Origin of the sequence: Massilia sp. X63 (assembly GCF_041023745.1) — a bacterium.
In the GTDB taxonomy this organism is placed as follows: Bacteria; Pseudomonadota; Gammaproteobacteria; order Burkholderiales; family Burkholderiaceae_D; genus Telluria.
This window is the reverse complement of sequence record NZ_JBFTEF010000001.1, coordinates 684,996-705,405: the sequence shown is the minus strand read 5'-3', so window position 1 is coordinate 705,405 and position 20,410 is coordinate 684,996. Positions and strand designations below refer to the sequence as shown.

General features: G+C 63.8%; 28 protein-coding genes. 8 read left to right on the top strand and 20 right to left on the bottom strand.

Features of this window, described 5'->3' with window-relative positions; all coding sequences use genetic code 11:
- Positions 1 to 56: 56 nt before the first annotated feature.
- A complete protein-coding gene (locus AB3347_RS03335; RefSeq protein ID WP_369090340.1) occupies positions 57 to 3,173 on the bottom strand; it encodes a penicillin-binding transpeptidase domain-containing protein in 3,117 nt (1,038 codons plus the stop codon).
- Positions 3,174 to 3,399: 226 nt separating this feature from the next.
- Between AB3347_RS03335 and AB3347_RS03330 the strand changes: the two genes are divergently transcribed.
- Positions 3,400 to 3,615, top strand: coding sequence for a hypothetical protein (locus tag AB3347_RS03330; RefSeq protein WP_369090339.1), 216 nt, complete (start codon positions 3,400 to 3,402; stop codon positions 3,613 to 3,615).
- A 189-nt stretch (positions 3,616 to 3,804) separates the two neighbouring features.
- On the opposite strand, the gene AB3347_RS03325 is transcribed toward AB3347_RS03330, so the two are convergent.
- From AB3347_RS03325 to AB3347_RS03245, 17 genes are all read right to left on the bottom strand, one after another.
- Positions 3,805 to 4,905: a tyrosine-type recombinase/integrase gene (locus tag AB3347_RS03325; protein WP_369090338.1), complete on the bottom strand. Its 1,101-nt coding sequence runs from the start codon at positions 4,903 to 4,905 to the stop codon at positions 3,805 to 3,807.
- 1 nt (position 4,906) lies between these two features.
- Positions 4,907 to 5,089, bottom strand: coding sequence for an excisionase (locus AB3347_RS03320; RefSeq protein WP_369090337.1), 183 nt, complete (start codon positions 5,087 to 5,089; stop codon positions 4,907 to 4,909).
- A 2-nt stretch (positions 5,090 to 5,091) separates the two neighbouring features.
- Positions 5,092 to 5,298 carry a hypothetical protein gene (locus AB3347_RS03315; protein WP_369090336.1) on the bottom strand — a complete coding sequence of 69 codons (207 nt, stop codon included), beginning with the start codon at positions 5,296 to 5,298 and terminating at the stop codon, positions 5,092 to 5,094.
- Entirely contained in the window at positions 5,295 to 5,549 is a 255-nt protein-coding gene (locus AB3347_RS03310) for a hypothetical protein (RefSeq protein ID WP_369090335.1), read from the bottom strand. Before AB3347_RS03310 ends, AB3347_RS03315 begins: the two co-directional genes overlap by 4 nt.
- Positions 5,546 to 7,294: a hypothetical protein gene (locus AB3347_RS03305; protein ID WP_369090334.1), complete on the bottom strand. Its 1,749-nt coding sequence runs from the start codon at positions 7,292 to 7,294 to the stop codon at positions 5,546 to 5,548. Before AB3347_RS03305 ends, AB3347_RS03310 begins: the two co-directional genes overlap by 4 nt.
- Positions 7,291 to 7,977 carry a hypothetical protein gene (locus tag AB3347_RS03300; RefSeq protein WP_369090333.1) on the bottom strand — a complete coding sequence of 229 codons (687 nt, stop codon included), beginning with the start codon at positions 7,975 to 7,977 and terminating at the stop codon, positions 7,291 to 7,293. The genes AB3347_RS03305 and AB3347_RS03300 overlap by 4 nt, the downstream gene beginning before the upstream one ends.
- Positions 7,974 to 8,222, bottom strand: coding sequence for a hypothetical protein (locus AB3347_RS03295; protein ID WP_369090332.1), 249 nt, complete (start codon positions 8,220 to 8,222; stop codon positions 7,974 to 7,976). Before AB3347_RS03295 ends, AB3347_RS03300 begins: the two co-directional genes overlap by 4 nt.
- Entirely contained in the window at positions 8,209 to 8,436 is a 228-nt protein-coding gene (locus AB3347_RS03290; RefSeq protein WP_369090331.1) for a hypothetical protein, read from the bottom strand. Before AB3347_RS03290 ends, AB3347_RS03295 begins: the two co-directional genes overlap by 14 nt.
- Positions 8,436 to 9,740, bottom strand: a complete 1,305-nt coding sequence (locus tag AB3347_RS03285; RefSeq protein ID WP_369090330.1) for a hypothetical protein — start codon at positions 9,738 to 9,740, stop codon at positions 8,436 to 8,438. The genes AB3347_RS03290 and AB3347_RS03285 overlap by 1 nt, the downstream gene beginning before the upstream one ends.
- Positions 9,737 to 10,153, bottom strand: a complete 417-nt coding sequence (locus tag AB3347_RS03280) for a hypothetical protein (protein ID WP_369090329.1) — start codon at positions 10,151 to 10,153, stop codon at positions 9,737 to 9,739. Before AB3347_RS03280 ends, AB3347_RS03285 begins: the two co-directional genes overlap by 4 nt.
- Positions 10,150 to 10,611 carry a DUF1367 family protein gene (locus AB3347_RS03275; protein WP_369090328.1) on the bottom strand — a complete coding sequence of 154 codons (462 nt, stop codon included), beginning with the start codon at positions 10,609 to 10,611 and terminating at the stop codon, positions 10,150 to 10,152. The genes AB3347_RS03280 and AB3347_RS03275 overlap by 4 nt, the downstream gene beginning before the upstream one ends.
- On the bottom strand, positions 10,608 to 11,351 hold the full coding sequence (locus tag AB3347_RS03270) for a hypothetical protein (protein WP_369090327.1): 744 nt from the start codon (positions 11,349 to 11,351) through the stop codon (positions 10,608 to 10,610). Before AB3347_RS03270 ends, AB3347_RS03275 begins: the two co-directional genes overlap by 4 nt.
- Complete coding sequence (locus AB3347_RS03265) at positions 11,348 to 11,857, bottom strand: hypothetical protein (protein ID WP_369090326.1); 510 nt, start codon at positions 11,855 to 11,857, stop codon at positions 11,348 to 11,350. The genes AB3347_RS03270 and AB3347_RS03265 overlap by 4 nt, the downstream gene beginning before the upstream one ends.
- A gap of 260 nt (positions 11,858 to 12,117) precedes the next feature.
- The gene (locus AB3347_RS03260; RefSeq protein ID WP_369090325.1) at positions 12,118 to 12,255 is read right to left on the bottom strand and encodes a hypothetical protein; all 138 of its coding nucleotides are present in this window, start codon (positions 12,253 to 12,255) and stop codon (positions 12,118 to 12,120) included.
- Positions 12,256 to 12,519: 264 nt separating this feature from the next.
- A complete protein-coding gene (locus AB3347_RS03255; protein WP_369090324.1) occupies positions 12,520 to 12,750 on the bottom strand; it encodes a hypothetical protein in 231 nt (76 codons plus the stop codon).
- Between the two features lie 236 nt (positions 12,751 to 12,986).
- Complete coding sequence (locus AB3347_RS03250; protein ID WP_369090323.1) at positions 12,987 to 13,352, bottom strand: hypothetical protein; 366 nt, start codon at positions 13,350 to 13,352, stop codon at positions 12,987 to 12,989.
- Positions 13,353 to 13,419: 67 nt separating this feature from the next.
- Positions 13,420 to 13,620 carry a hypothetical protein gene (locus AB3347_RS03245; protein WP_369090322.1) on the bottom strand — a complete coding sequence of 67 codons (201 nt, stop codon included), beginning with the start codon at positions 13,618 to 13,620 and terminating at the stop codon, positions 13,420 to 13,422.
- A 125-nt stretch (positions 13,621 to 13,745) separates the two neighbouring features.
- On the opposite strand from AB3347_RS03245, the gene AB3347_RS03240 reads away from it, so the two are divergent.
- Entirely contained in the window at positions 13,746 to 14,237 is a 492-nt protein-coding gene (locus AB3347_RS03240; RefSeq protein ID WP_369090321.1) for a hypothetical protein, read from the top strand.
- A 118-nt stretch (positions 14,238 to 14,355) separates the two neighbouring features.
- On the opposite strand, the gene AB3347_RS03235 is transcribed toward AB3347_RS03240, so the two are convergent.
- Both AB3347_RS03235 and AB3347_RS03230 read right to left on the bottom strand, forming a co-directional pair.
- Positions 14,356 to 14,733: an HIRAN domain-containing protein gene (locus AB3347_RS03235; RefSeq protein WP_369090320.1), complete on the bottom strand. Its 378-nt coding sequence runs from the start codon at positions 14,731 to 14,733 to the stop codon at positions 14,356 to 14,358.
- Between the two features lie 358 nt (positions 14,734 to 15,091).
- The gene (locus AB3347_RS03230; protein WP_369090319.1) at positions 15,092 to 15,790 is read right to left on the bottom strand and encodes a S24 family peptidase; all 699 of its coding nucleotides are present in this window, start codon (positions 15,788 to 15,790) and stop codon (positions 15,092 to 15,094) included.
- A gap of 85 nt (positions 15,791 to 15,875) precedes the next feature.
- Here AB3347_RS03230 and AB3347_RS03225 point away from each other — a divergent pair, with 85 nt between their 5' ends.
- The 6 genes from AB3347_RS03225 (at position 15,876) to AB3347_RS03200 (ending at position 20,309) form a co-directional block, all read left to right on the top strand.
- Positions 15,876 to 16,148, top strand: a complete 273-nt coding sequence (locus tag AB3347_RS03225) for a transcriptional regulator (protein WP_369090318.1) — start codon at positions 15,876 to 15,878, stop codon at positions 16,146 to 16,148.
- A gap of 140 nt (positions 16,149 to 16,288) precedes the next feature.
- On the top strand, positions 16,289 to 16,732 hold the full coding sequence (locus AB3347_RS03220; RefSeq protein ID WP_369090317.1) for a phage regulatory CII family protein: 444 nt from the start codon (positions 16,289 to 16,291) through the stop codon (positions 16,730 to 16,732).
- A gap of 2 nt (positions 16,733 to 16,734) precedes the next feature.
- Entirely contained in the window at positions 16,735 to 16,935 is a 201-nt protein-coding gene (locus AB3347_RS03215; RefSeq protein WP_369090316.1) for a hypothetical protein, read from the top strand.
- A 100-nt stretch (positions 16,936 to 17,035) separates the two neighbouring features.
- Positions 17,036 to 17,887 (top strand): ParB N-terminal domain-containing protein, encoded by an 852-nt coding sequence (locus AB3347_RS03210; protein ID WP_369090315.1) that lies wholly within the window; start codon positions 17,036 to 17,038, stop codon positions 17,885 to 17,887.
- Positions 17,884 to 19,356 carry a DEAD/DEAH box helicase gene (locus tag AB3347_RS03205; RefSeq protein ID WP_369090314.1) on the top strand — a complete coding sequence of 491 codons (1,473 nt, stop codon included), beginning with the start codon at positions 17,884 to 17,886 and terminating at the stop codon, positions 19,354 to 19,356. The genes AB3347_RS03210 and AB3347_RS03205 overlap by 4 nt, the downstream gene beginning before the upstream one ends.
- Entirely contained in the window at positions 19,353 to 20,309 is a 957-nt protein-coding gene (locus AB3347_RS03200) for a toprim domain-containing protein (protein ID WP_369090313.1), read from the top strand. The genes AB3347_RS03205 and AB3347_RS03200 overlap by 4 nt, the downstream gene beginning before the upstream one ends.
- Positions 20,310 to 20,410: the final 101 nt, after the last annotated feature.

Below are 20,410 nucleotides of genomic sequence, written 5' to 3'. Positions count from 1 at the left end.
CGGATTGTCAACAGATGATGCCATACAAACACACAAGCAAGGCGCGCAGATGAGCGTCAATCCCCCTTCTGTTCGCCGGACCGGCCCGGCGCCGGGCCGTGCATCGCGCGCAGCAGCGCGGCGACCACCGGTGCGGCATGCGCCCCGCCCGTCAGGCTCGACTGGCTGACGAAGGCGGCAAAGGCCAGCCGGCGGGTCTGGCCCGGCAGGCTGCCCGGCTCCAGCCAGCCCATGAACCAGACCGTGGCCATGCCGTCCGCGCCGGTGGGCGCGGTGCCGGTCTTGCCGAACAGGCCGGAGCGCAGGCCGTCGAATTCCCTGGCGCGGAAGGCGCCGGCCGCGGTGCCCTTGTCCACCACGCCCTTCATGCCGGTGCGGATGCGGTCCAGGCGCACGCCCAGTTCGGGACCCGGCCGCGTGTCCGCCGCGCGCCCGTCGAGTTCGAGCAGCAGGCGCGGCGTCACGGTCCGGCCCTGCCCGACCGCGGCCGCCACCAGCGCCATCTGCAGCGGGGTGGCCTGCATGCGCAGGCCGATCGCCATCTGGCGCACCTCGTGGCGGCTTGCGATCGGGTCCAGCATCGAGGGACTGGACTGCAGCGCGTCCCAGGCCGACCAGCGGTAATCGCCCGGCAGCAGGCCGCCGTCCAGGCGCAGCGGCGCGCCGAAGCCGAGCCGGCGCGCCATCCCGGCGATCGGACGCACGCCATCCAGCGCGCCCGGTTCGATCTCGCGCAGGCCGGGCAGGCCGCCCTGCGCCGCGCCGCCCAGGCTGCGGTCGCCCAGCTCGGCGGTCCAGGCGAACCAGGTGTTGATGCTGTGGGTCATGGCCTGCGCCAGGCCGAGGCGGCCTTCGACGGCGCGGGCGCCGGCCAGCTGCTCGCGGAAGTTGGTGATGCGCGCGCCCCGATGGAATGGATCGACGAAAGCGGGATAGGCCGGTGCGCCGGTGCGAAAACCGTAGCCGCCGGCGCGCGCCACGGCGTCGATCTCGGGCAAGGGCATGCCGGCCAGCAGGCGCTCGAGGCGGGGGTCGCTACGCGCCGCCGCTTCCAGGCCGAGCGCGGCGATCACCTTGAAGGTCGAGCCGGGGGCGCGCCCGGCGCCGCCGTCGTGCTGGAAGGCCGGCAGGCGCAAGGGGCTGCGCGCCGGGTCGGCGCGGTCGAAGTCGCGCACTTCGGGCCAGCGCGCCGCCTCGAGGCTGCCGGCGCCGGCGCCGGCCGCGGCCAGCACGTCGCCGCTGCCGGCATCGAGCAGCACCAGGCCGGCCTGGCGCCCCTGCGGCGCGGCGCGCGCGCCGGCGCAGGTCTTGCCGTCCCATGTTCCTTGGCGCAGGCCGACGCAGTCGAGCGCCGCCTGGGCCCCCGCCTGCAGGCCCAGGTCCAGGCTGAGCCGGGCCGTGTGCGCGTTGCCGGGCAACCGGGCCAGCATGCCCGCCACGCTCGACCCGTGCTCGCGGTGCACGCCCAGCAGCGCCGCCAGGCCGGCGGCCTGCGCCGCGGCGCTGGGCCGGCCGTCCGACCACAGGGCTTCGCCGCCGCGCGCACCAAGCCGGACTTCGGCCAGGGCGGGGCGCAACGGCGATTGCGCCGCCGGCAGTGCATGCCAGGCCAGCCGCCCCTGCTCGGCGCGTACATGGCGGTAGGCCGCATCCGCCGTGCCGCTGATGGCGGCCAGGTCGAGCGGCGCGACCTCGAGCACGATGCGGCGCGCGCCCGGCAGCGGCGCCAGCAGCACGCGCTGCACGGCGTCGGCTTCCCGGCAGGCGCGGCCGTCGCAGATCGGGTCGACGCTGGCGCGGGCGCCCTCCACGCGGCGCAGGCGCCCGGCCAGCAGCAGCTCGGCCGGCGCCGCATCCTCCAGCGTCAGCATGGCAGTATCAGCCTGGCCCCCGCCATCCCAGGCGCCCACCCGGCGCCACGGGGCCCAGCCTTCCGGCAGGCGCGCGAACAGGCGCATCGCGGCCACCGGCAAGCCCTCGTCCTGGGCCACCGGCGCGCCGCCGACGCTGGCCAGCCAGTGCGCCGCGCTGCCTGAGCGCACGCGCCAGGCCAGCAGGCGGCGCTCGCTGTTGAAGACGCGCAGCTGTTCGCGCACGAAGGCGCCGTCGGCGCGGTAATACAGGCGTTCGAGCAGCCTGCGGCCCTGCTCGTCCAGGCGCAGCCGCTCCCAGCCCGGCAGCGGCACGCGCTGCTCGGGCCCTGCCGCATCCCAGGCGGCCAGGTCGCGCGGCGCCAGCTCGGCCAGGCCGCCGGCCCCCAGGCGGACCAGGCCGCGCGCCTGCAGTTGTTCGAACAACAAGGCGTCTTCCAGGCTGCGCGGCGCCGCGGCCGGCACCTGGTAGTCGCCCGGCGCCAGTTGCAGCGCCGGCAGCACGACCCCGGGACCGAAGGCCTGCACCAGCGCGCTATCGCGAACGCCCGGCACGGCGCGCTCGAGCAGCAGTTCGCCCGCCTGCGGGCAGGCGCTGCTCGGACGCCGCGTGATGCGCAGCGCGCCATCCGGCCACACCAGCCAGCCGGCCTTGCCCAGCAAGCCTTCGCCCTTGCGGGCGCGGCCCGCGCTCGCCATGCCGGCGTCGCCGACCCAGGCCGCCCCGGCCGGGCCGGCATGCCAGCGCAGGCGCAGGTCGGCGCGCGGGTGGGGGCGCACATCGCCGCGCAGTTCGATGCGCGGCATGGCCGAGCCCGGGGCGGCCAGCAGCACGCCGCGCGCCGGGGCCAGCGCCAGCGCTTCGCCGAATGGATAGCCGATGCGCAGCGGCGCCAGGAACGGGCGCTGCGGGTCGCTCAACTGCGTGCACAGGTCGATCCGCACCGGCGCCTCCAGGCGCATGCGCGAGGCCACCACCAGCGCGGCCGCGCCATGCCGGACCAGCGCGACGCCGGGCTCGCGCGGCACCCGCACGGTGACGCCGCCGAGCAGCGGCTGCAGCGTCGCCAGCGCGTCCCCGTCACCGGCGCTTGCGCCGGCGCCCGCCGGCAGCGAGCGCGCCGCCAGCGCCAGCACCACGGCGGCCAGCGCCGCCGCAACGCAGGCCAGCAGCAGCCACGGATCGATGCGCAGGCCTTGTGCCGGCGCCGGGCGCGCCCCCAGGCGCAGGTTGCGCGCGCGCCGCCGCGCCGTGCGGCCGGCGGCCAGGTTACCCATCAGTGACGCAAGCGTGGCTGTCATCGGCGGTGATCGAATTCACAGGGCGCGGCCACGGACGGGCCGCCTCGCCGGGAGCTAGCGGAGGGCCGGTGAAACCCGGCCATGCGGCGGGCGGCGCGCGCAGCTTCGCACGCGCTTTTCGACAGGTCATTCCGCGTTTTTCGCGTCTCGTCGCATCCCGCTCGCAGCCATGCGGGCCTTGGCCTACAGTGCACACATCGACAACCCACCTGCAAGGAGAAACACCATGAACATCATGAAACACATGGAAGCCGTTTTCATCGTCGCGATGAGCCTGGCCGTCTCGGGCAGCTACCTGATCGACGCCGTTCCGGAAGCGCAGGCGCGCAGCTACAGCGCCGATGCCGCCATGGTCGCCAGCGGCGCCAAGATGGCGGTGGTGACGGTCAGCGCTAAACGCCTCTCGGGCGAGGAAAAGCAGGCCGCCGGGGCGCGCGGATGAGTGCCGCTGGCCTGCCCGTTGTCGCGTCGATGCGACAGCGGGCGGCCCCCCGGCGCCGCGATTTGTATCAGCCTACTGCGCAGTTCGCCACGCCATCTGTTTCAGATGTAAGCATCCGGATCGCAAAGCGCGCCCGTACCTAAAGGCGATTCGTGAGAATTACAGAAATTCGTTTAATAAGTTCCGAAATCACTTTGCTTTGACTGTTTTCCATCCGCCGCGCAAATCGTCGTACTTAGCGGTCATCTGTGCGCTCTTGTGCCCCAGAATTGCCTGCGCAAAATCAGCCCCGAATTCCTCCCTGTAGAGCCGCTCGGACAAGCTTCTGATCTCGTGGAACGATGGCGGCGTCCTGTCGCTCGACGATCCGATCTCGGCTCGATCGCGCGCCTTCGCGAATGCTTCAGACAAGCCGGCCGCGCGCACCTTGTCACCGGGCTTCGTCGTCGATACGCGCTCGGTGTGGTGCACCAAGTAGCGGCTGACGATCAGGTCTCGGCACCCGGCGACCACCTCCCCGATCGACAAGCCAACCTTCGACAGCTTGATAGCCCCGTCGATTTGCAGCTTCGTCTCCCCGCCCGATTTACCTTGGGCCACATGCAGATAGCCATCCTTGAAGTCTGCGAACCTCATGCTGGCGATATCGTCGCGCCGCTGGCCTGTTACCAGGGCGAGCATCATGGCGTTCTTCGCCCAGGTGTTAGCCAGCGCGTGGATCGCCCAGAACTGCTCCAGGCTTAGCCGCTCACGTGCGACCCTGTAGTTCGGATTGAAGGTCGCCGACACCGGGTTTTTACCAACCTCGATCACGCCCTGCGTTTCCGCCCAGCGGAAGATGTCTGTAAGCTTCGAACGCATGTTGCGGGCCGTCCCGGCGCCACTCGATTTCGCGAACGCTTCCAAAAACGTGGCGACGTGTGCGGTCTCGATTTGCCGCATACGCATCTTCGCGAAGTCCGCGGCCGCGACCCGCTTCAAGAGGCTCTTCGCCCCCTGCAGGGTATTCGCAGCTGGCTGGGTCTTTTCCTCCCATAGCTCGCGATAGATCGGCAGCCACTCAGCCAGGGTGTAGTCGCTCTTGCCCAGCACCCAGTCGACAAGCGAGGAAGGTTCGCGCACCGCCACGGCGGCGTTGGCCTGCCGCGCCGCCTGGATTGCCTTTGCTCGGTCCTTGCCGAGGCCCTTCTGCGTCTTCTTCCCTGCATCCCGGTAATAGTAATATCCCGCCGAGTTGACGTAGAGGTTGGGCGGCAGCGCCCGGTTCTTCGCTAGTCTTTGCCGGCCCATATCATTCCACGTACTTTGCGTCGCGCTTCACTTGCCATGCCTTCCCCACCTTCTCTGGCTGCGGGTAGATGTGTCCGTCGCGCACCCAGCGCAGCAGAGTATTGTGGTGCGGGATCTTCGAAAACATCATCGCGGCCCATTCCTGCAGTGTCACATACCGCGACTGGATAGTCTGTTTTTGCATTGTCATTTCCCTTCCTTCTCTCCTTCTCCTGGGTGAGCAGGAGCGGCAATCCTGCACTCGTACACCTTGCCGCCGCTGCGATGCTTGCCGAGTGCGGCGCAATCCTTGTGCCAGGATTCCTGTTCTGCCGTGTAGCCGAACAGGATCAGTACAACGGCAGCGGCTATGATTGCGCCGCAGATGAGGAAATTCGTAATCCAGTCGTTCATGCTTCACTCCCAGCTTTCGCCTCGGTCAATTCCAAGTAGCGCGTGAGCGTGTCGCGCGCCTCCTTGATGTCGTCGCGCAGGCTCTTGCCGCCCGTCCGCGTTCCTGGAACAAGAAGCTTCTTGCGGGCGTGCAGGATGCAGCCTGTCGGGTCGTCAACCGGGAACATCATGTTCACGGCGTAGGTGTCGAGCACGGTGGTGTCGCCAGGCGTGCGCTTGTAATACTTCGGGTACTTGTCGGCCATGCTCATTGCTGCGCCTCCCCGGCTTTCGCCTCTAATGGATGAGCGGGGCAAGGCCAGCGCAGCGAGCCGTCACCGCTCGGGCAGGTGCAGGTCTGCGCCTCTGATGGATAGGAGGGAGCGGCGGCGAGCATGCGCGCCCATTCGGCATCAATGTCGTCGCAGTAGTTGAGCACGCGGCAGGCTTCGCGCATCTCGTCCGTAGGCTCTACCGGCACCCACTTCCACCCTGCTTTCTCCACCTCTCCTGATGTAGGAGTGCTGGAGACTGGTGCGCGGAAATTGTCGTTGCTCTCTGGTTTTGTATTTCCGCCCTGGCGCGCGGAACCGGCAGCAAACAACTTGGCAGACAATTCGTTGTGGCGGACTTCCATGGCGTCGATCACGTCCTTATCTGACCGGAATTCCGGCTCACCGTTGCCGCAGCAAACCATTTCCACCTGCCCCATGTACTCCGCGCCGACGCAAGGCTGCCCGCAGCATGTCATACCAACAGGCTCCGCTGCAAAGCTCAGCCAATACTTCAGAAACTCAAGCTCTTGCTCATCCTCTCCCGCAGTCGGAATGCCGGTATCGGGTACTGGTGTAGCGCCCGGCAAGAGCTTGGCGATGCCATCCGCGTGGCCGACGAGCACGTAAAGCGGCGGCTCGCCGGCGATTTCCAGCTTCGCGCTCGCGTCGCCTTTTAACTCCAGCAGGTCGAGCGCGGCATTGCGCAGGGCATCAACAAGCGATTCCATGGTCGGCGCATCAGCAGGCGATGCTGCCTTGGTGGCGGCGCGGAATTCGATGTCGCGTGGCCATGCGTGCGGTATGCCCTTGATGTACTGCTCGCGGGTGCATTCCTTCCATTCCGACCATTCGCCGTTTACGCGGCCCACAACGTCGAGCGGGCGCGTGCGGTACGAGTAGCTTTGCTCCATCGCCACCGGCTCGCCTTGTTGTGCTCGATCCGCCGAAACATCACCAGCAGAAGGCGCACCATCGCCGCCCGGCGCGCGGCACCGGCTGGCTAACACAATGCTGACTTCGCGGGCAATTGCGTGTTTCAACTTGTCACCCATCGGGCTGATTCCTGGCGCAACCGCCTGCCATGCGCGACCGATAGCCGAGATGATTGCTTTGCGTTGGCTGGCGGGTGCCGCGAAGGGCGGCATGTGCCCCGACTGATGCTGTTGCGCTCGATCCGCCCGATTCTCTGCCCCAGCGCGGAACATTTCCCCCGCAAGCGTTCCAGGCGCCCACTCGGCGTCAAGCTCTGCTTTCGTATGGAAGCCGTTCCACGACAGAAACGCCGCGTCAAACTGTTCGCGCAACTCGGCAATGACGCGATCTTTTTCGGCCAACGCCTGCCCGATGGACGGCCCAAGACTCATCGCTATAGCCGTTCCAGTAGTGGGCAGCAGCCGCGCTCGATCCGCTTCTACAGCAGCACGGGCGTAGTCGGTGGCATACTGCTTCACGCCCTTGATCAGCATTTCCCAGATGTGCAGGCGGTCAACCTCGCCCACGCCTTCGGTGCGCGCCAAGCCGTAGTCACTGATCCACTCCAGTAGCGTATCGGGAAGAATCGGCAGCGGTGGCAGCGCACCTTCTGGTACAGCAGCGGCAGGAGATGCGCGGCGGGAGAGGCTGGAAATAATGCCGTCAACCGAATCAGCCAGCCGTGCGTCGCCTTCGTGTCCGCGTGCGCGGATCGCTGCTGATGCCTTGCGCAGTACGGCCTCGTGTTTCTGGTTCAGTTCGGTGCTCATGCCTGTCCTTTCGTGGTATCCGTGGTGTCTTTCGGCTGGGCCTGGGCGGCAGACATGGCTGCGTCGAGGTACGTGCGAATGTCGCTCAGGTCGCCATCGCCACCGCGCATCAGAACGTGGCGGCAATAGGCCGTTGCGTGCTCGCTGTCCCATTCGCGGCTGAACCACAGCAGGCGCGCCGCATCCTTCGCATCTTGTTCGCTTGCCCCTTCCTTCTGTGCCGCAGTAGGTGCTGCGAGGATGGCGCGGTGAGCGGCCAGAACTGCGCGACCAATGGACACGGTGCTCGCGGAGTTCGGCAGCACGCCATAGACGTTATTGCGCGTCACTGCCTCAGTGATCAGGTCATCGTCACCTTGTTGTGCGGTAGATGCTTCGCTACCAGCGCGAACAAGGGCGATCAGTTCCAGAATGGCGGCAGGGTTGGCGGCGCGGTAGAACGCTTCGGCGGCGCGGTGTTCTGGCCCGATGCCATAGAACTGTACGCCGATGGCTCGGCCATCGTAGTTGCAGTAATCAGCGGTCAGTTCGACTTCGCCGCTGCCATCGCACGACGGGCATTCGATGCAGCCTTGATTCGTGATTTGCGCGCTGTCGAAATTCTGCGGCGTTGCGGCTTTCGCCAGTGCTTTTAGCTTGTTCAGGTCCAGGGCTTCCCCGGCGGTGTTGGTGTTGTTGTTCATGGCGCAACCTTAAAATTTTCGTCGTTGAATTCGTGCACCCAGCGCGAAGCGGTTTCTACTCGCGCGGATCGCACATCGTTTGCCGGGGCGCGTTCCTCGGTCAGCGGCTGCACCAGCAGCCAAGGGCCACGCTCAGGAGCGAACAGCACATACGGCTGGCGCCGCACCACTTCCCAGCGTTCGCCGTGCTGCTTGACGATCTGCTTGGCGCGCTTGGTCAGGGGAAGGAGGCTAACTACTCGCATTGCTTCCGCCTTCGTTGTTCGTGCGCTGCGCGCGGCCCGATGCGCTGTCGGCCTGTTCTTCGCGCCACTTCTCAAAAGCCGCCTGCGGGTTCAGCCAGAAGGCACGCAGGCGATCCGCTGATGCGCCCACGCTATCGCGGCCGCTGAACTTTATGCCCGCCTCTTCCAGTGCCTTGCGGATCACGCCGGGGCCGTTTGTGGTGTATGTCGGCATCACTCCCCACCTTTCGTATCGAGGGTTTCCGCCGCGTCAGCGGCACGTTCCATGCTCTTGAGGGCGCGAACGGTATCAACGGCCTGCCAGTTGCGGGTTTGCTTGTGGGCTACAATCGCCTCTTCCAGAGCTTCGGCGCGGATCGCATCGCGGTCTGCTGGTGCAGGGGTAGCGGCAATGCGTGCAAAGTGGCGCAGTTGCTGGATCGCCATGCGCAGCTCGCTTTCATCGCCCTCGTATCGTTCGCCCAGGCTCTTGTCGTTGCAGAGGCGGTCGGCAAAAGATTGCAGCCGGTTGGCCGTATGGCGAAGCGACTCAGCGAGCGGCGTATCGGTCGCCACTGGTTCTGCCGTTACTGGTGCGCCAGAAGTGGACAGGTGGGCGAGACGAATTGCGTTGCCGACGCGCTCAACCACTTCGCGCTCGATGGCGCGGGCGCAAGCCAAGTCGTACCCCTCGAAATCAGGCCCGCAGCCCGGCATTCCATACGCATCGGGGCGGATATGGACAAGCAACCCAAAGATTTCTGAATTCGTCAGCACCTCTCCGCTTGCCGCTTGTTGGCTGGCGGGTGCCGCGAAGGGCGGCGCTACATAATCCTCTCGCCTCAAATCCCACTTCCGGTAGCTGTGCGGAAACTCGACGTGCTCGTCGGGCTGTTGTCCTGCCCCTGCATCTGCTGGAGTGGCGAGAGGGGCGGCAGGCGCAGCTTTGAGCATCCGTCCTGCGATCTCGTCGAGCAATGCGACCGATGTTTGCGCGGCCCAATGATTCACCTCTCGGAGCTGCGCGGCGATAGCGATCAAGTCTTTAGCGTCACAGCTCGCCTGCTCGGTTGCACCTTCGGCTCGGGTGTCTGCTGCTACTGGAGCAGCGAGAGTGGGGATGGCTGCGATGCGGTCCACGAGCTGGGACAGTGCGTTTCCTTCCTGCTTCGGGTTGGCCATCACCATCACGCGCTCGTCGTCGATCACATGGCCGCAGTTCACCACTGCGCTGCAAATCGCGCGCCGCAGGTCTTCGGGCTTCGCCAGCCCTGCCTGTCCTGCTGCTGGTGCAGCCCCCTTGGTGGTAATCCATCCGCGCTTGAAGTAATCGAACGCGATCAGGCGCTTTTCCCCGCCAGCGCGGAGTTCAGCGTCGTCGTCCGAATCCGCGTGCATTCTGAACTCCTCGGCGATGCGCTCGAGCTCAGCATTGGGCATAGGGGCATCTGCTGCTGGTGCAGCGGAAGGAGTGGCGCCCTCTTCCCACTGCAGCGGCCGGCCTGGGAGTTTGTCGGTGATACGGCGATCTTGGATCATGCTGCCTCCTTGTGTTCTTGGTTTGCTGGGCCGAACAGAGCGGCTACCAGGGGATCTCGTTGCATGCCGATCTGTACCGCCGGCCGGGTGCCGCGTCGTACGGCGAAAAGCTGATCGAGCGCTTCGTCGGGCGTCGGCAGGCTTGGATCAATGCCCAACTCCCACACGACAGCCCGGTTGCGTGTCTGGCTCGTCGGGCGGATCTTGCGCAGCGCCCTCTGCAGGTGACGGAGGTAGCCGTTGAGCGTGTTCTTTCCCACCTTCGTCAGCTGGGACAGTTCCGGCGCGGTCCTCGGCTCTTCTTTCATCAGCCTCTCTATCAGCTCGATGGCTTCGGCGCGCATCGCCATCTGGGTGTCGCGGCTCAGTTGGCGTACCGATGTCCGTACCGGGAATTTGCTTTTCCTGCTCATAGAAACCCCGTCAGTTGATCCATCACCGCATCCAGCTGCTCGCGGTCGTAGTTCTTGAGGATCTTCGCCAGCACGACGTTGCAGACTGCGCTGTAGAGCTTGTCGAAGTCGCCCTGACTCATGCTGCCGAAGCTGATCGACTTGGCGACGACGCGCACCTCGCCTTTGAGCGTGATCGTGGTTTCAAAGAAGCCGGCCAGGACCGTGACATCGTTGCGGAACTGGTCGAAATTCTTCTCTACCATCTGCCCCTTGTAGGTCGCGTCGGTCGGCTCCCAGGTATCAAAGGCGAACTGCAGTAGCGCGAACAGCTTCTTATGGAACTTGTAGTTCCGCATGCGCTTGACCTCCGCCTTCACCGCGGCGCCTAACTTCAAGCCCGCGATGTATTCGGTTGCCTGTGGGTCGGCAGGCACCAGGGCGCCGTTCGGGGCCTTCATCAGGACGATGGCGGTCATGCTGCCTCCAGAACGTTGTGCTGCCGCTTGATCTCGCCGGTGATGCGGTCGAAGTACTGGCGGGCGGCGCGCACCTTCGAAACGATCTTGGCCTCCAGTTCCATGTCGCGCTCATAGCGCACCACGGTGACGCGCAGGGCCGGGTCGATGTGGTCGACGTAGTGCAGCTCCTCCTGCTCGTACTTGATCAGCTCGTCGGGCGTGTTGACCATGCAGTACGCCACCTCCCAGGCCGGGACGTTCCATAGGCGCATGTAGCCGCGGCACTGCCATTCGTACAGCTTGTCGTGGCCAGCAGCAGCCGTCGCCGGGAAGGTGGCCAGAGACCATGCCGACTTGATGTCGATGCCAGCCACGCCGGGAACGATGATGTCGCACTCGCCGGTGATGTAGTCGTCGGTGCGGCGCTCGGTGTTCTTGACGTAATCGGTGAAGAACACGCGGTTGTACAGCTCGATCGATTCATCCTCGACGATCAGACCCTTGTCCATGTACTTGCCGGTCACGACCTCGCGGAAGCCGTACAGCTCCTCCTTGGCCAGGCTTTCGATGTAAGTCTTGGCGCCGGCAGACAGGCTCTTATCCTTCAGCGCCTGCAGCAGCGCCTTCTCGTCGTCGGTGCGCTTCGTCCGGCGCTGGATTGCGGCCACTTCCTCGGTAACGAACTGCTCATCGATCGACTGCGCGTCGGTCATGATCAGGCCGAGCGACGAGCACCGGAATTTGAAGTTTCTGCTCATGCCAGTTCCTTTTGAAGGTCATTGACCAGGATCTGCTGGTCGGCGGTCAGGTCGAAGCTGGCGCGCAGCTTGGCGACCGTGTAAGTGCCGGCGCGGATTTGCTCAAGCGCCGCTGTCAGGCGCTGGCCGGTGATCTTCTGCTTCACCTTGGCCGGGATGCTTGGGCGGATCCGCAGGCATTCGACCATTTCGCCACCGAGCTTGGCGGTGCTGCCGTACAGGGTGATCTGCTTGCCGGCCCAATCCTCGATGTACGGGCCGTACAGCTTGTGGATGGACTTGGAGTTAGTCGCGTTGAGGATCATCGGCTTCTGACCCTTGAGGTACATGATGCTGTGGACTTCCTTCTTCCCGCCCATCATGGTGATCTCTTCGCTGCGCACCATCTCGATCGTGACGACCAGGTCGTTACCGTTCGGGAGTGCGTAGGCGCCGATGTAGCGCGGGTCCACGAGCTTTTTCCAGTGGGTGCGGACTTCTTCGGATGCTGCTGCTTGCGGTTCCATTTTTAGCCTTTCGCTCGGAGCTAAAGTTTGGGTTTGGCCGGGACTCTGCCGGCGTGGGTTACTGCGAAAATTCGGTTGCTGGCCTAGTCGCCACGTCATCCAGGCTCGCGCCGAGGATCAGGAAGGCGATGGCGATTACGAATGCTGCTGCGAGGCGGCGGATCATCCCGGCAGTCCTCCTACGATCGCGCTCACAGTGGCCACGACCCAGAACAGCACAGCCGCGACCTTGACCTTGATGTTGCGGATCTCGTGTTCGCTCATTTCAACGTCTCCAACACGACGCCAATCGGGCCGGCTGCATACAGGCGCTCCAGCAGGTTGTCGAGAGCGATGGCGCCAATGGCGTAATACAGAATCGGGCCGGTGGAGTTGTTCACTTTGACGCGGTAGGTCATCCCTTTTCTCCTCGTTATCGCCGGCCCTGCCGGCTGGTTGTTAGCGGGGTGGCCGAAGCCCCTACTTCGTCGCGGTGCAGGCGCTAGGCCCCGACCACCACACAGCGCCGCCCGTTCCCTTGAAATACCGGTTGATAGGAATTTCACAGGCGGCGCTGTGTGGCCCCTGTCTTTCCAAGGTGTCAGGGCATGCTCAGTTCCCACTGTCCCTACTGTCTCGGCCGGGCCTGCCAACCGACGCTTTACCGGGCGCCGGGCACGTATTCATTGCTCAAGCTCGAACACTTCTTCTTCCCACGGCAGCTCGACGTTCTCGCAGCCGCACCGGGAGCAGCACGTCACCAGGTCAACGTGATTGCTGACGCTGCCCCAAAACTCGGTCTCGCCGCAGCCCATATCGATCAGGCCAGCGGTTGTGATCTGTTCGCAGTCCGGGCAAAACACGTCGTCGCCGGGTTCGATTTGGTCGCAAGGGAGGGCCATCGTGTTCTCCATCTGCGCTCAGGGGTTGAGCTCGGTTGCGATGGAGTTAGTATAGCGTATCGCTAAATTCACGCAAGCTTTTTTTGTAGCGATGCGCTAAATATTTCGCTAAACTGTCTGATAGCTCGACTGATGGGCAGCGCGGCGCCGGCGACCAGACGCAAAAAAGCCCGCGCGTGGCGGGCTGGGAGGATGGGCAAGAAAAAGCCCGCACATGGCGGGCTCAGGCGTTGACCTTGATTAGTGCTTTACTTCGCCGTCGGCTGGGCCGGGGCTGGCGCCTGGGGCGCGGGCGCTTGGACCGCAGATGGTTGAGATGCCGGCCTAGGCGTCGTGGTTGAGTAATATGCGGCACCGGAGGACAGCGTGCGCGGCGGCTCAACGTTTCGAGCGATCCAGAATACTGTAGCGCAGATCAGACCCATCGCGCCAATGAGCTTCCACGTGGTTGTGTGCAGCTCGCGATGCAATTCCGCGCTGAGCGCTTTCACATCTTCTTTCGTCGCGAGTTGATCGAGCTTAGTCTCGATCTTCGTTAGCCGGACGTCAATGGCGCGCAGTTCACCGCGCGCCTGGTCGGCGAAGTTTTCCAGAGCTTTGACGCGTTCATCCATGCGTGGATCATCCGGCGGCCCGCCACTATTGTCAAGCGATCTCCCGAGTCGCTCAAGTAGGCGCAAGTCAGGCCTGGTCATCGAACTTCCACTCCTCTTTAACTAATTTGATGAACCCGTCAAGCTCAGCCTCGATCTTGTCCTGATGCGGCTGGATCTGGTCAGCCTTATCATCAGGGAGTAATTCGATAAGTCTCATATTTATATCAAGTTGATGTACCAGGGCTTTCGCAAGCGATAGCACCAACTTTTTCTCGTTCTTATTCATATTGTTTTCATGGTGCGCTAAAAATCAATCATCATCCTGCGGCAGATCGAGGCGCGGGCTCATCGGTTGTAAACCACCCTGAATCGCGCTAGACTCACGGCAACATTTCACAAGCAAAGGAAGCCATGAAAGAGCTGCTCGACTACATCGAAGCCGAGGCGCGAGCCAATGCGGCCTTCCACATCGCCAACGCCGACAACCTCACCAGAGAAAGCAACACACTGCTCAACTTGCTCCTGGCGGGCGCTGGCGGCTCCCTGGCTTTCGTAGCCGCCCTCCTTCAGAAGACCAGCCCGGTGCCCGCGTGGCAACCTTGGGCAGTCGGCGCAGCCTCGGCTTACTTATTCGTGCTCGCTGGCCTAGTCGTCTGGAAATGCCTATGGGTTCAAGATATCTGGCCGCCCGCGAACGAGCCAGGGAGCTTCCCCTTAGCCGGCTACACCGTAGAGCAGATCAGGCAATTCGACTTGCAGAACAAACAGCAGTGCTGCGACAGGAATCGAGCTCGCAACGAACGGATCGGAGCTTGGCTAAATCGCTGCCGCGCACTTGCTGCCGCGACGCCGCTTGTCACCGCCGCTGCGGCGTGGGCTGCGGTTGCGGCTGCGGCTGCCTAGGCGGCTCGTTGCGCGGCTCCTCGCTTCTGCGGCCCGGCTGCGGCATTGGAATTGGATTGTTCATTTCGGTCAGCATGTTGCTCGTCTCCGTGCGGCATCCAGGCGTGCCGCGTCGCCTTTAATCGTCGTCTTGAGGCAGATCGAGGCGCACGCCGAAGTCGCCTCGGTCGCCCGGCCCGCGATCCCAGCCGCCACGAATGATCGCAGCGCATTCGAACGTCTCGTACATGCTCAGCTTCCCGTATCGGACAGCTCGGCGGAACTCGCGCGCGTCATCGCGTGACAGGTGACCGACCTGGAGGCCATTCACCATCACCTTGACCGCCTTCTTGTCGTGCGGGTTGTCGTCCTGCAGGACCAGGTGCGCGCGCACCTCCATGTTGTAACCGTCGTGGCAGTGCGGGCCGCAAATCTTTGCGAAGCTGGCACGGTAGAAGCTTTCGCCGACCACCTCGAAATCGTAGTGGCCGGGGCCGGTGATAATGGGAATGGTCATCGTGGCTCCTCCCCATATCGAGCGCGATAATCACTCTCCATAAAATCGCACGCTTGCTTTATCGAAGCATCCGCAATTACCGCCCGTTCGATTTGCTCTCGACAGTCAGTAATTGCCTCGCCCATCTTGTATTGATGGCTTGTTCTGTGACCCGGAGCGCCCACGGCAATCCACGTGACAAAAATTACGGGGGCACCCAATACGGCATATAACAGGGCGCGCGATTTACGAGGTCTCGTCGGCTTAGCTCCGCAACCCGGGCACGCTTTTGCTTCGGAGCTAACCGGTCCGCTGCATTCATGACAACTGATGAGTGCCACACTTTCTCCAATCGGCATCTAAGCGTGCCGTAGCGCCTTTATACAAGTCTCTGCTTCACTTCCGTAACGACGCCGAGCACGATCAACTTTTCTTGGTCACTTCGGAGCGTTGGGAAATCGTCGTTCAGTGGGACCAGCTCAAAAATTTCATTCCCATTCGTATCCATGCCGCGCGGCCGATACTTCTTGAACGTGGCTTGGTTGCTTCCGTTGCGCGCCACGACAAAGTTACCTGGGCTAGGTGATCTCTCAGGATCGACAAAAAGACGATCGCCAGGTTGGAAGCGCGGCGCCATCGAAAGACCCTCAACATCAAGGCAAAAGGCCCAGCGCGACAAAGTCATGTCATCCGTGTATTCGACCGCGTACCCATCGCCAGGCTCGTACGGATTTTCGATGTCCCTCAACGCACCAGCCTGAATCGAAGAGATCACCGGAATCGGGCGCGTCCCCATGGGGGCTGGCTTCACGTTTTCGTCGAACACCTGCGGAAAAGGGGTCGGGCCATGTTGCTGATCCATCCACCCTGACTGAACCCCTAGCGCAACCTCAATTCGTCGCGCCATATCATCGCCCATTGCTTTTGGGCGTCCCGTCTTGCTGTCCGGGGTCCGGTTTTTAATCTGGCTGATGTAAGCCGGCGACGTTCCCGACGCGTCGGCAAGCCTCGCGGCCGATCCCATCCGCTTGATCGCCACCTCAAGGTTTTGTCGGCGAACTTCGTCAATTGTTTGCATATGAGCATTAGATAGCAAACCGCTAAAGTTTGAAATGTGCGAAACGCTATTGCTTTTATTTAGCGATTCGCTATACTCAAGCCCTATGGACATCAAAACCTACCTTTCTCAAGAGCGCGGGCGCCAGGCGGCTCTCGCAAAGGCTATCGGTGCGCACGCTCCCGACATTAGCCGCTGGGCTGCGGGAACCCGGCCGATTCCCGTCGAGTACGGCGCGGCCATCGAAAGGGCGACTGGCGGCTTAGTGACGCGCAAGGAGATGTTCCCGGATGACTGGCAGCGCATTTGGCCTGAGCTGGTGTCTGCTCCATCCAAGCGCAAGCGCACCGACCAAGGATTGGCCGACTCGTCCGCTTGACCGCCACTCAATAACGCAGCTGACCGGAGGACCATAGGGGTGCCGGTCTTTTCGGTAGCGGTGGGTGCATTGAGGTTTTCCATTCTTGCATTGTCTTACTGCTGAGCTGCCAACGCTTCATCTGATTTCAGGATTTCCACATGAACTACAAAGACGCCTTCTACAAGACCGTGCACAACTCCCCTGGCGGCTGCGAGGCGCTGGCTGTGCGCATGGGTTACACCGCTGGCCTGCTGCGTAACAAGGCCAACCCGAACTCGACCACGAACGTGCTGACGATGGACGACGCGTCGCGCGTGATGGAGCTGACCGAGAACTACGAAGTGCTGCACGCACTGGCGCGCGAGCACGGCTTCATCTGCACCCGCATTGATGAGCAGCCGGCCGGCGACATGGCTGTGCTGGAGTCGGTCACTGGCCTGTGGGAGAAGCTCGGCGCATTCGGCGGCGAGATTCACCAGGCGCTGGCCGATGGCAAAGTCGACGCGCACGAGGTCGAGAAGATTGACAAGGCCCTGTTCGTCGTCTTCCAACTCGGCATGCAGCTGCGCGCACGCCTCAACGGCATGGCTGAGAAGGTGTGAGCATGGACCAGATCTTTTCCCGCGAAGCCATGCAGCAGCGTGGCGCCGACGCATTCAATGCCGGCCGCCCGCGTGACTCGCATGGCATGAACCCTTTTGCCGCTGCCCTGCCTGATTGGCTGGCTGGGTATGACCGCGCTGCCCAGGAAGAATGCGTGTTCTTCCGGCGTCAAGCTGAGATCGTTACCAAGGAAGCCGCATGAAGACCGTCGCCAAGCGAATCATCATAGCCCTGTACTGCCGCGAAATGATCAGCGTCAGTACCGCACAGCGCCTGTTCTCGCGCCTCAAGCTGTGGGGGGCATGATGGAACTGCACCCACTCTGCACCCTCTTCCCGCGCATTTCTGGCGCCGAGTTTGAGGCCCTTAAGGCCGACATTTTGGCTCACGGCCTGCGCGAGCCTATCGTCGTGCACGCCGGCTTCATCCTCGACGGCGGCAACCGCTACCGCGCATGTGTCGAAGCTGGCGTCGAGCCGACTTTCAAGGACTTCACCGGCGACAACCCGGTCTCGTTCGTCCTGTCGGCCAACCTGCACCGCCGCCACCTGTCTGCCGGCCAGCAGGCGGCAATCGTCGCTAGCGCCCAGGACTGGACCCGCGCGCAGACGGTCGGGAACCCTACTTTCAAGACCGACGCCCAAAAGTGCAACGTTGCACCATTGGAGACCGTCGCCGACCGCGCCGCCCAATCCGGCGCCAGTGTGCGCACCCAGAAGATGGCCGACGCCGTCGCCAAGGCCTCGCCCGACCTGGCTAAGCAAGTGGCGCACGGCGAAATCAGCCTACCGAAAGCCGTTGCCCAGATCGAGGGCAAGCCCGCCAAGGCGAAACGGACGCCGTCGGCCAACGATGATGCCGACGACGACCAGCCCGACTTGGCGTCCGAGTTGGAAGCCGCCGACAAGGAGATCCGTCGCCTGTCCCAGCTCGTGGAGACCCTGAGCTCCGGTAACGACCTGGCGCAGCAGGTGGCCGACTGGTCCCTCAAGTTCGACCAGTTGTCGGGTCGTAATGCGCAGCTGATGCGTACTTCGAACGAGGCGCAGTCCCAAGCGCGCTACCAGGGTGACTTGCTGGCGAAGATCCGCAAGCAGCTTGGCGTGACCACCAACGCCGAAATCCTGCCGGCCATCGCACGGAGGGCTGCATGAAAGCACAGCTCGCCCTACGCCCTTATCAGGTCGACAGCGTCGAAGGCCTGCGCAACTTGATCCGCCAGGGCGTGCGCAACATGATCTTGTCCGTCCCAACCGGTGGCGGCAAGACCGTCATCGCGTCTCACCTGATGGCGGAGTGCCACGGCAAAGCCGGTCGTCGGGCTGTGTTCGTCGCGGACCGCATCGCATTGATCGAGCAGACCAGCGAGACCTTTGACCGCTACGGAATCCCGCACGGCGTGATGCAGGGCGGCCACTGGCGTTGCAAGCCATGGGAGCGGATCCAGATCGCCAGCGCGCAGACCATCGCGAAGCGCGGCTGGCCCGATGCAGACCTGATCATCGTGGACGAGTGCCACGCCGTGCACACCACCGTCGCCGAGCGCATCGCTGGGCGCGACACCATTGTGATTGGCCTCACCGCCACTCCGATGACCAAGGGCCTGGGCAAGCACTACGATGGCATTGTGACCGTCATCACATCGAATCAGTTAATTGACGCTGGCTTCCTGACCCCATTCCGCATCTACGCCGCCAGCGAGCCGGACATGACCGGCGCCAAGGTCACCGCCGGCGAATGGACCGACAACGAAGCCGCCGAGCGCTCGATGCCGATCATTGGCGACTGCGTGGAGGAATACCTCCGTCATGGCCGGGGCAAGAAGTTCATCGCGTTCGGCTGCAACGTCGCCCACTGCGAAGAGATGCAGCGTCAGTTCGCTGCCGCCGGCGTGAACTGCGACATGTACACCTACCGCACCGGCGACGAAGCACGCACCGCCCTGGTCGAAGAGTTCCGCAAGCCCGACAGTGCCATCCGTGGCCTGATCAGCGTAAGCGCCCTTAGCAAAGGTTTTGACGTCTCCGACGTCGAAGTGATCATCATGGCCCGCCCGCTCAAGTCCAGCCTGGCCGAGCACATCCAGATCCTCGGGCGCGGCCTGCGGATCCACCCGGGTAAGACTGAGTGCATCGTGCTCGACCACAGTGGCAACTGCATCCGCTTCTGGGACGAAATGCACGAGTTCCTCGAGTGCGGCGTGTCCGAGCTGGACATGGGCGCCAAGAAGCCGCCGAAGAAGGCTCCAACGATCGAGCGTGAGCCGACCAAGTGCCCGAACTGCGCGCACGTGCACAAGCCAATGCCCATGTGCCCATCCTGCGGCAACGTGTACAAGACGCCTGGAACGGCGGTCCAGCATGTCGAGGGCTCGCTCCACGAACTGAACGGCAAGCCCGTCAAGCAGGGCCCGACCGCCGAACAGAAACGCGAGTTCTACGCGCAGCTGCGCCACATCGCCCGCGACCGCGGCTATAAGGACGGCTGGGCGGCGAACAAGTTCAAGGAGAAGTTCAAGGAATGGCCGGACGCAAACGACGTCCCGCCGGTCGAGCCTTCCGCCGCCGTCCTCAATTGGGTCCGTTCACGCGCCATCGCGTTTGCGAAAGGTAAGCGCGCATGAGCAGCTTCCTGCAGTTCGTCGAGGCCAACGGCATCATCGTGCCGGACGGCTTCATGGCGGGCCGCTGGATCCGCTGCAAGACCATCAACCACCCGCGTAAGAAGAACGGAAGCATAAAACTCGCCGATGATGGCCAGGTGGGCTGGCTGCAGGACTACGCCGTGCACATGGAGCCGATCATGTGGCGCGCCAATGACGGCGCCGCCATGGCAGCGCCGATCGACCGCGCCCTGATCGCTCGCCGCCAGGCTGAACGTCGCCAGGCCCTGATCGAGGCCACGCTCGGCGCCCGCACCTACTACGCCAAGTGCACGCCGCTGCGGGACAGCCATCCATACCTGGTGGGCAAAGGCCTGGGCGTCGCTGGCTGCGTAGGTCTGCGCGTCGATGCGGACGGCTGGCTCGTCATCCCCATGCTCTACAACGGCAAGATCCTGAGCCTGCAGCGCATTTCGCCAGAAGGCGAGAAGAAATTCCACTTCGGGGCCACGACCAAGTGCGCCTACTACGCCATCGAGCGCGCCGGCGCCGTCGTCACCGTGCTGGTCGAGGGTTTCGCCACCGGCCTGACCATCTTCCAAGCAGTGCCGAACAGCCGCGTCATCGTCGCATTTAACGCCGGGAACCTGCCTGTCGTCGCTGAGCGCATGGAGCGCTTCGGCATGGGCGTCGTGTGCGCCGACAACGACCATGAAACCGCCGCGCGCATCGGCCGCAATCCAGGCCTTGACGCCGCCAAGCAAGCCGCCGAGCTGCTGGGCGTGGGTGTTGCCTACCCGACCTGCTCAGGGACCGACTGGAACGACTACGCCATGGAGCAAGTCGAACTTGCCGTCGCCGGCCAGCAGTTCAGCTTCAGCCGCAAGCGCACGGTGCTGCAGATTCAAGCCGCCGTATTCGCTGACATCAAGCTCAAGGTCATGAGGAAGGCGAAGCTACTGCGCGCCAAGTGAAAGACCAGGTGGAGCGGACGACACCTTAAAAAAACGTGCAAGGCCTTGAATCGGGCCACACCGCGAAAAGACCGAGGCCGCTGACGAACACCAGGGCACAG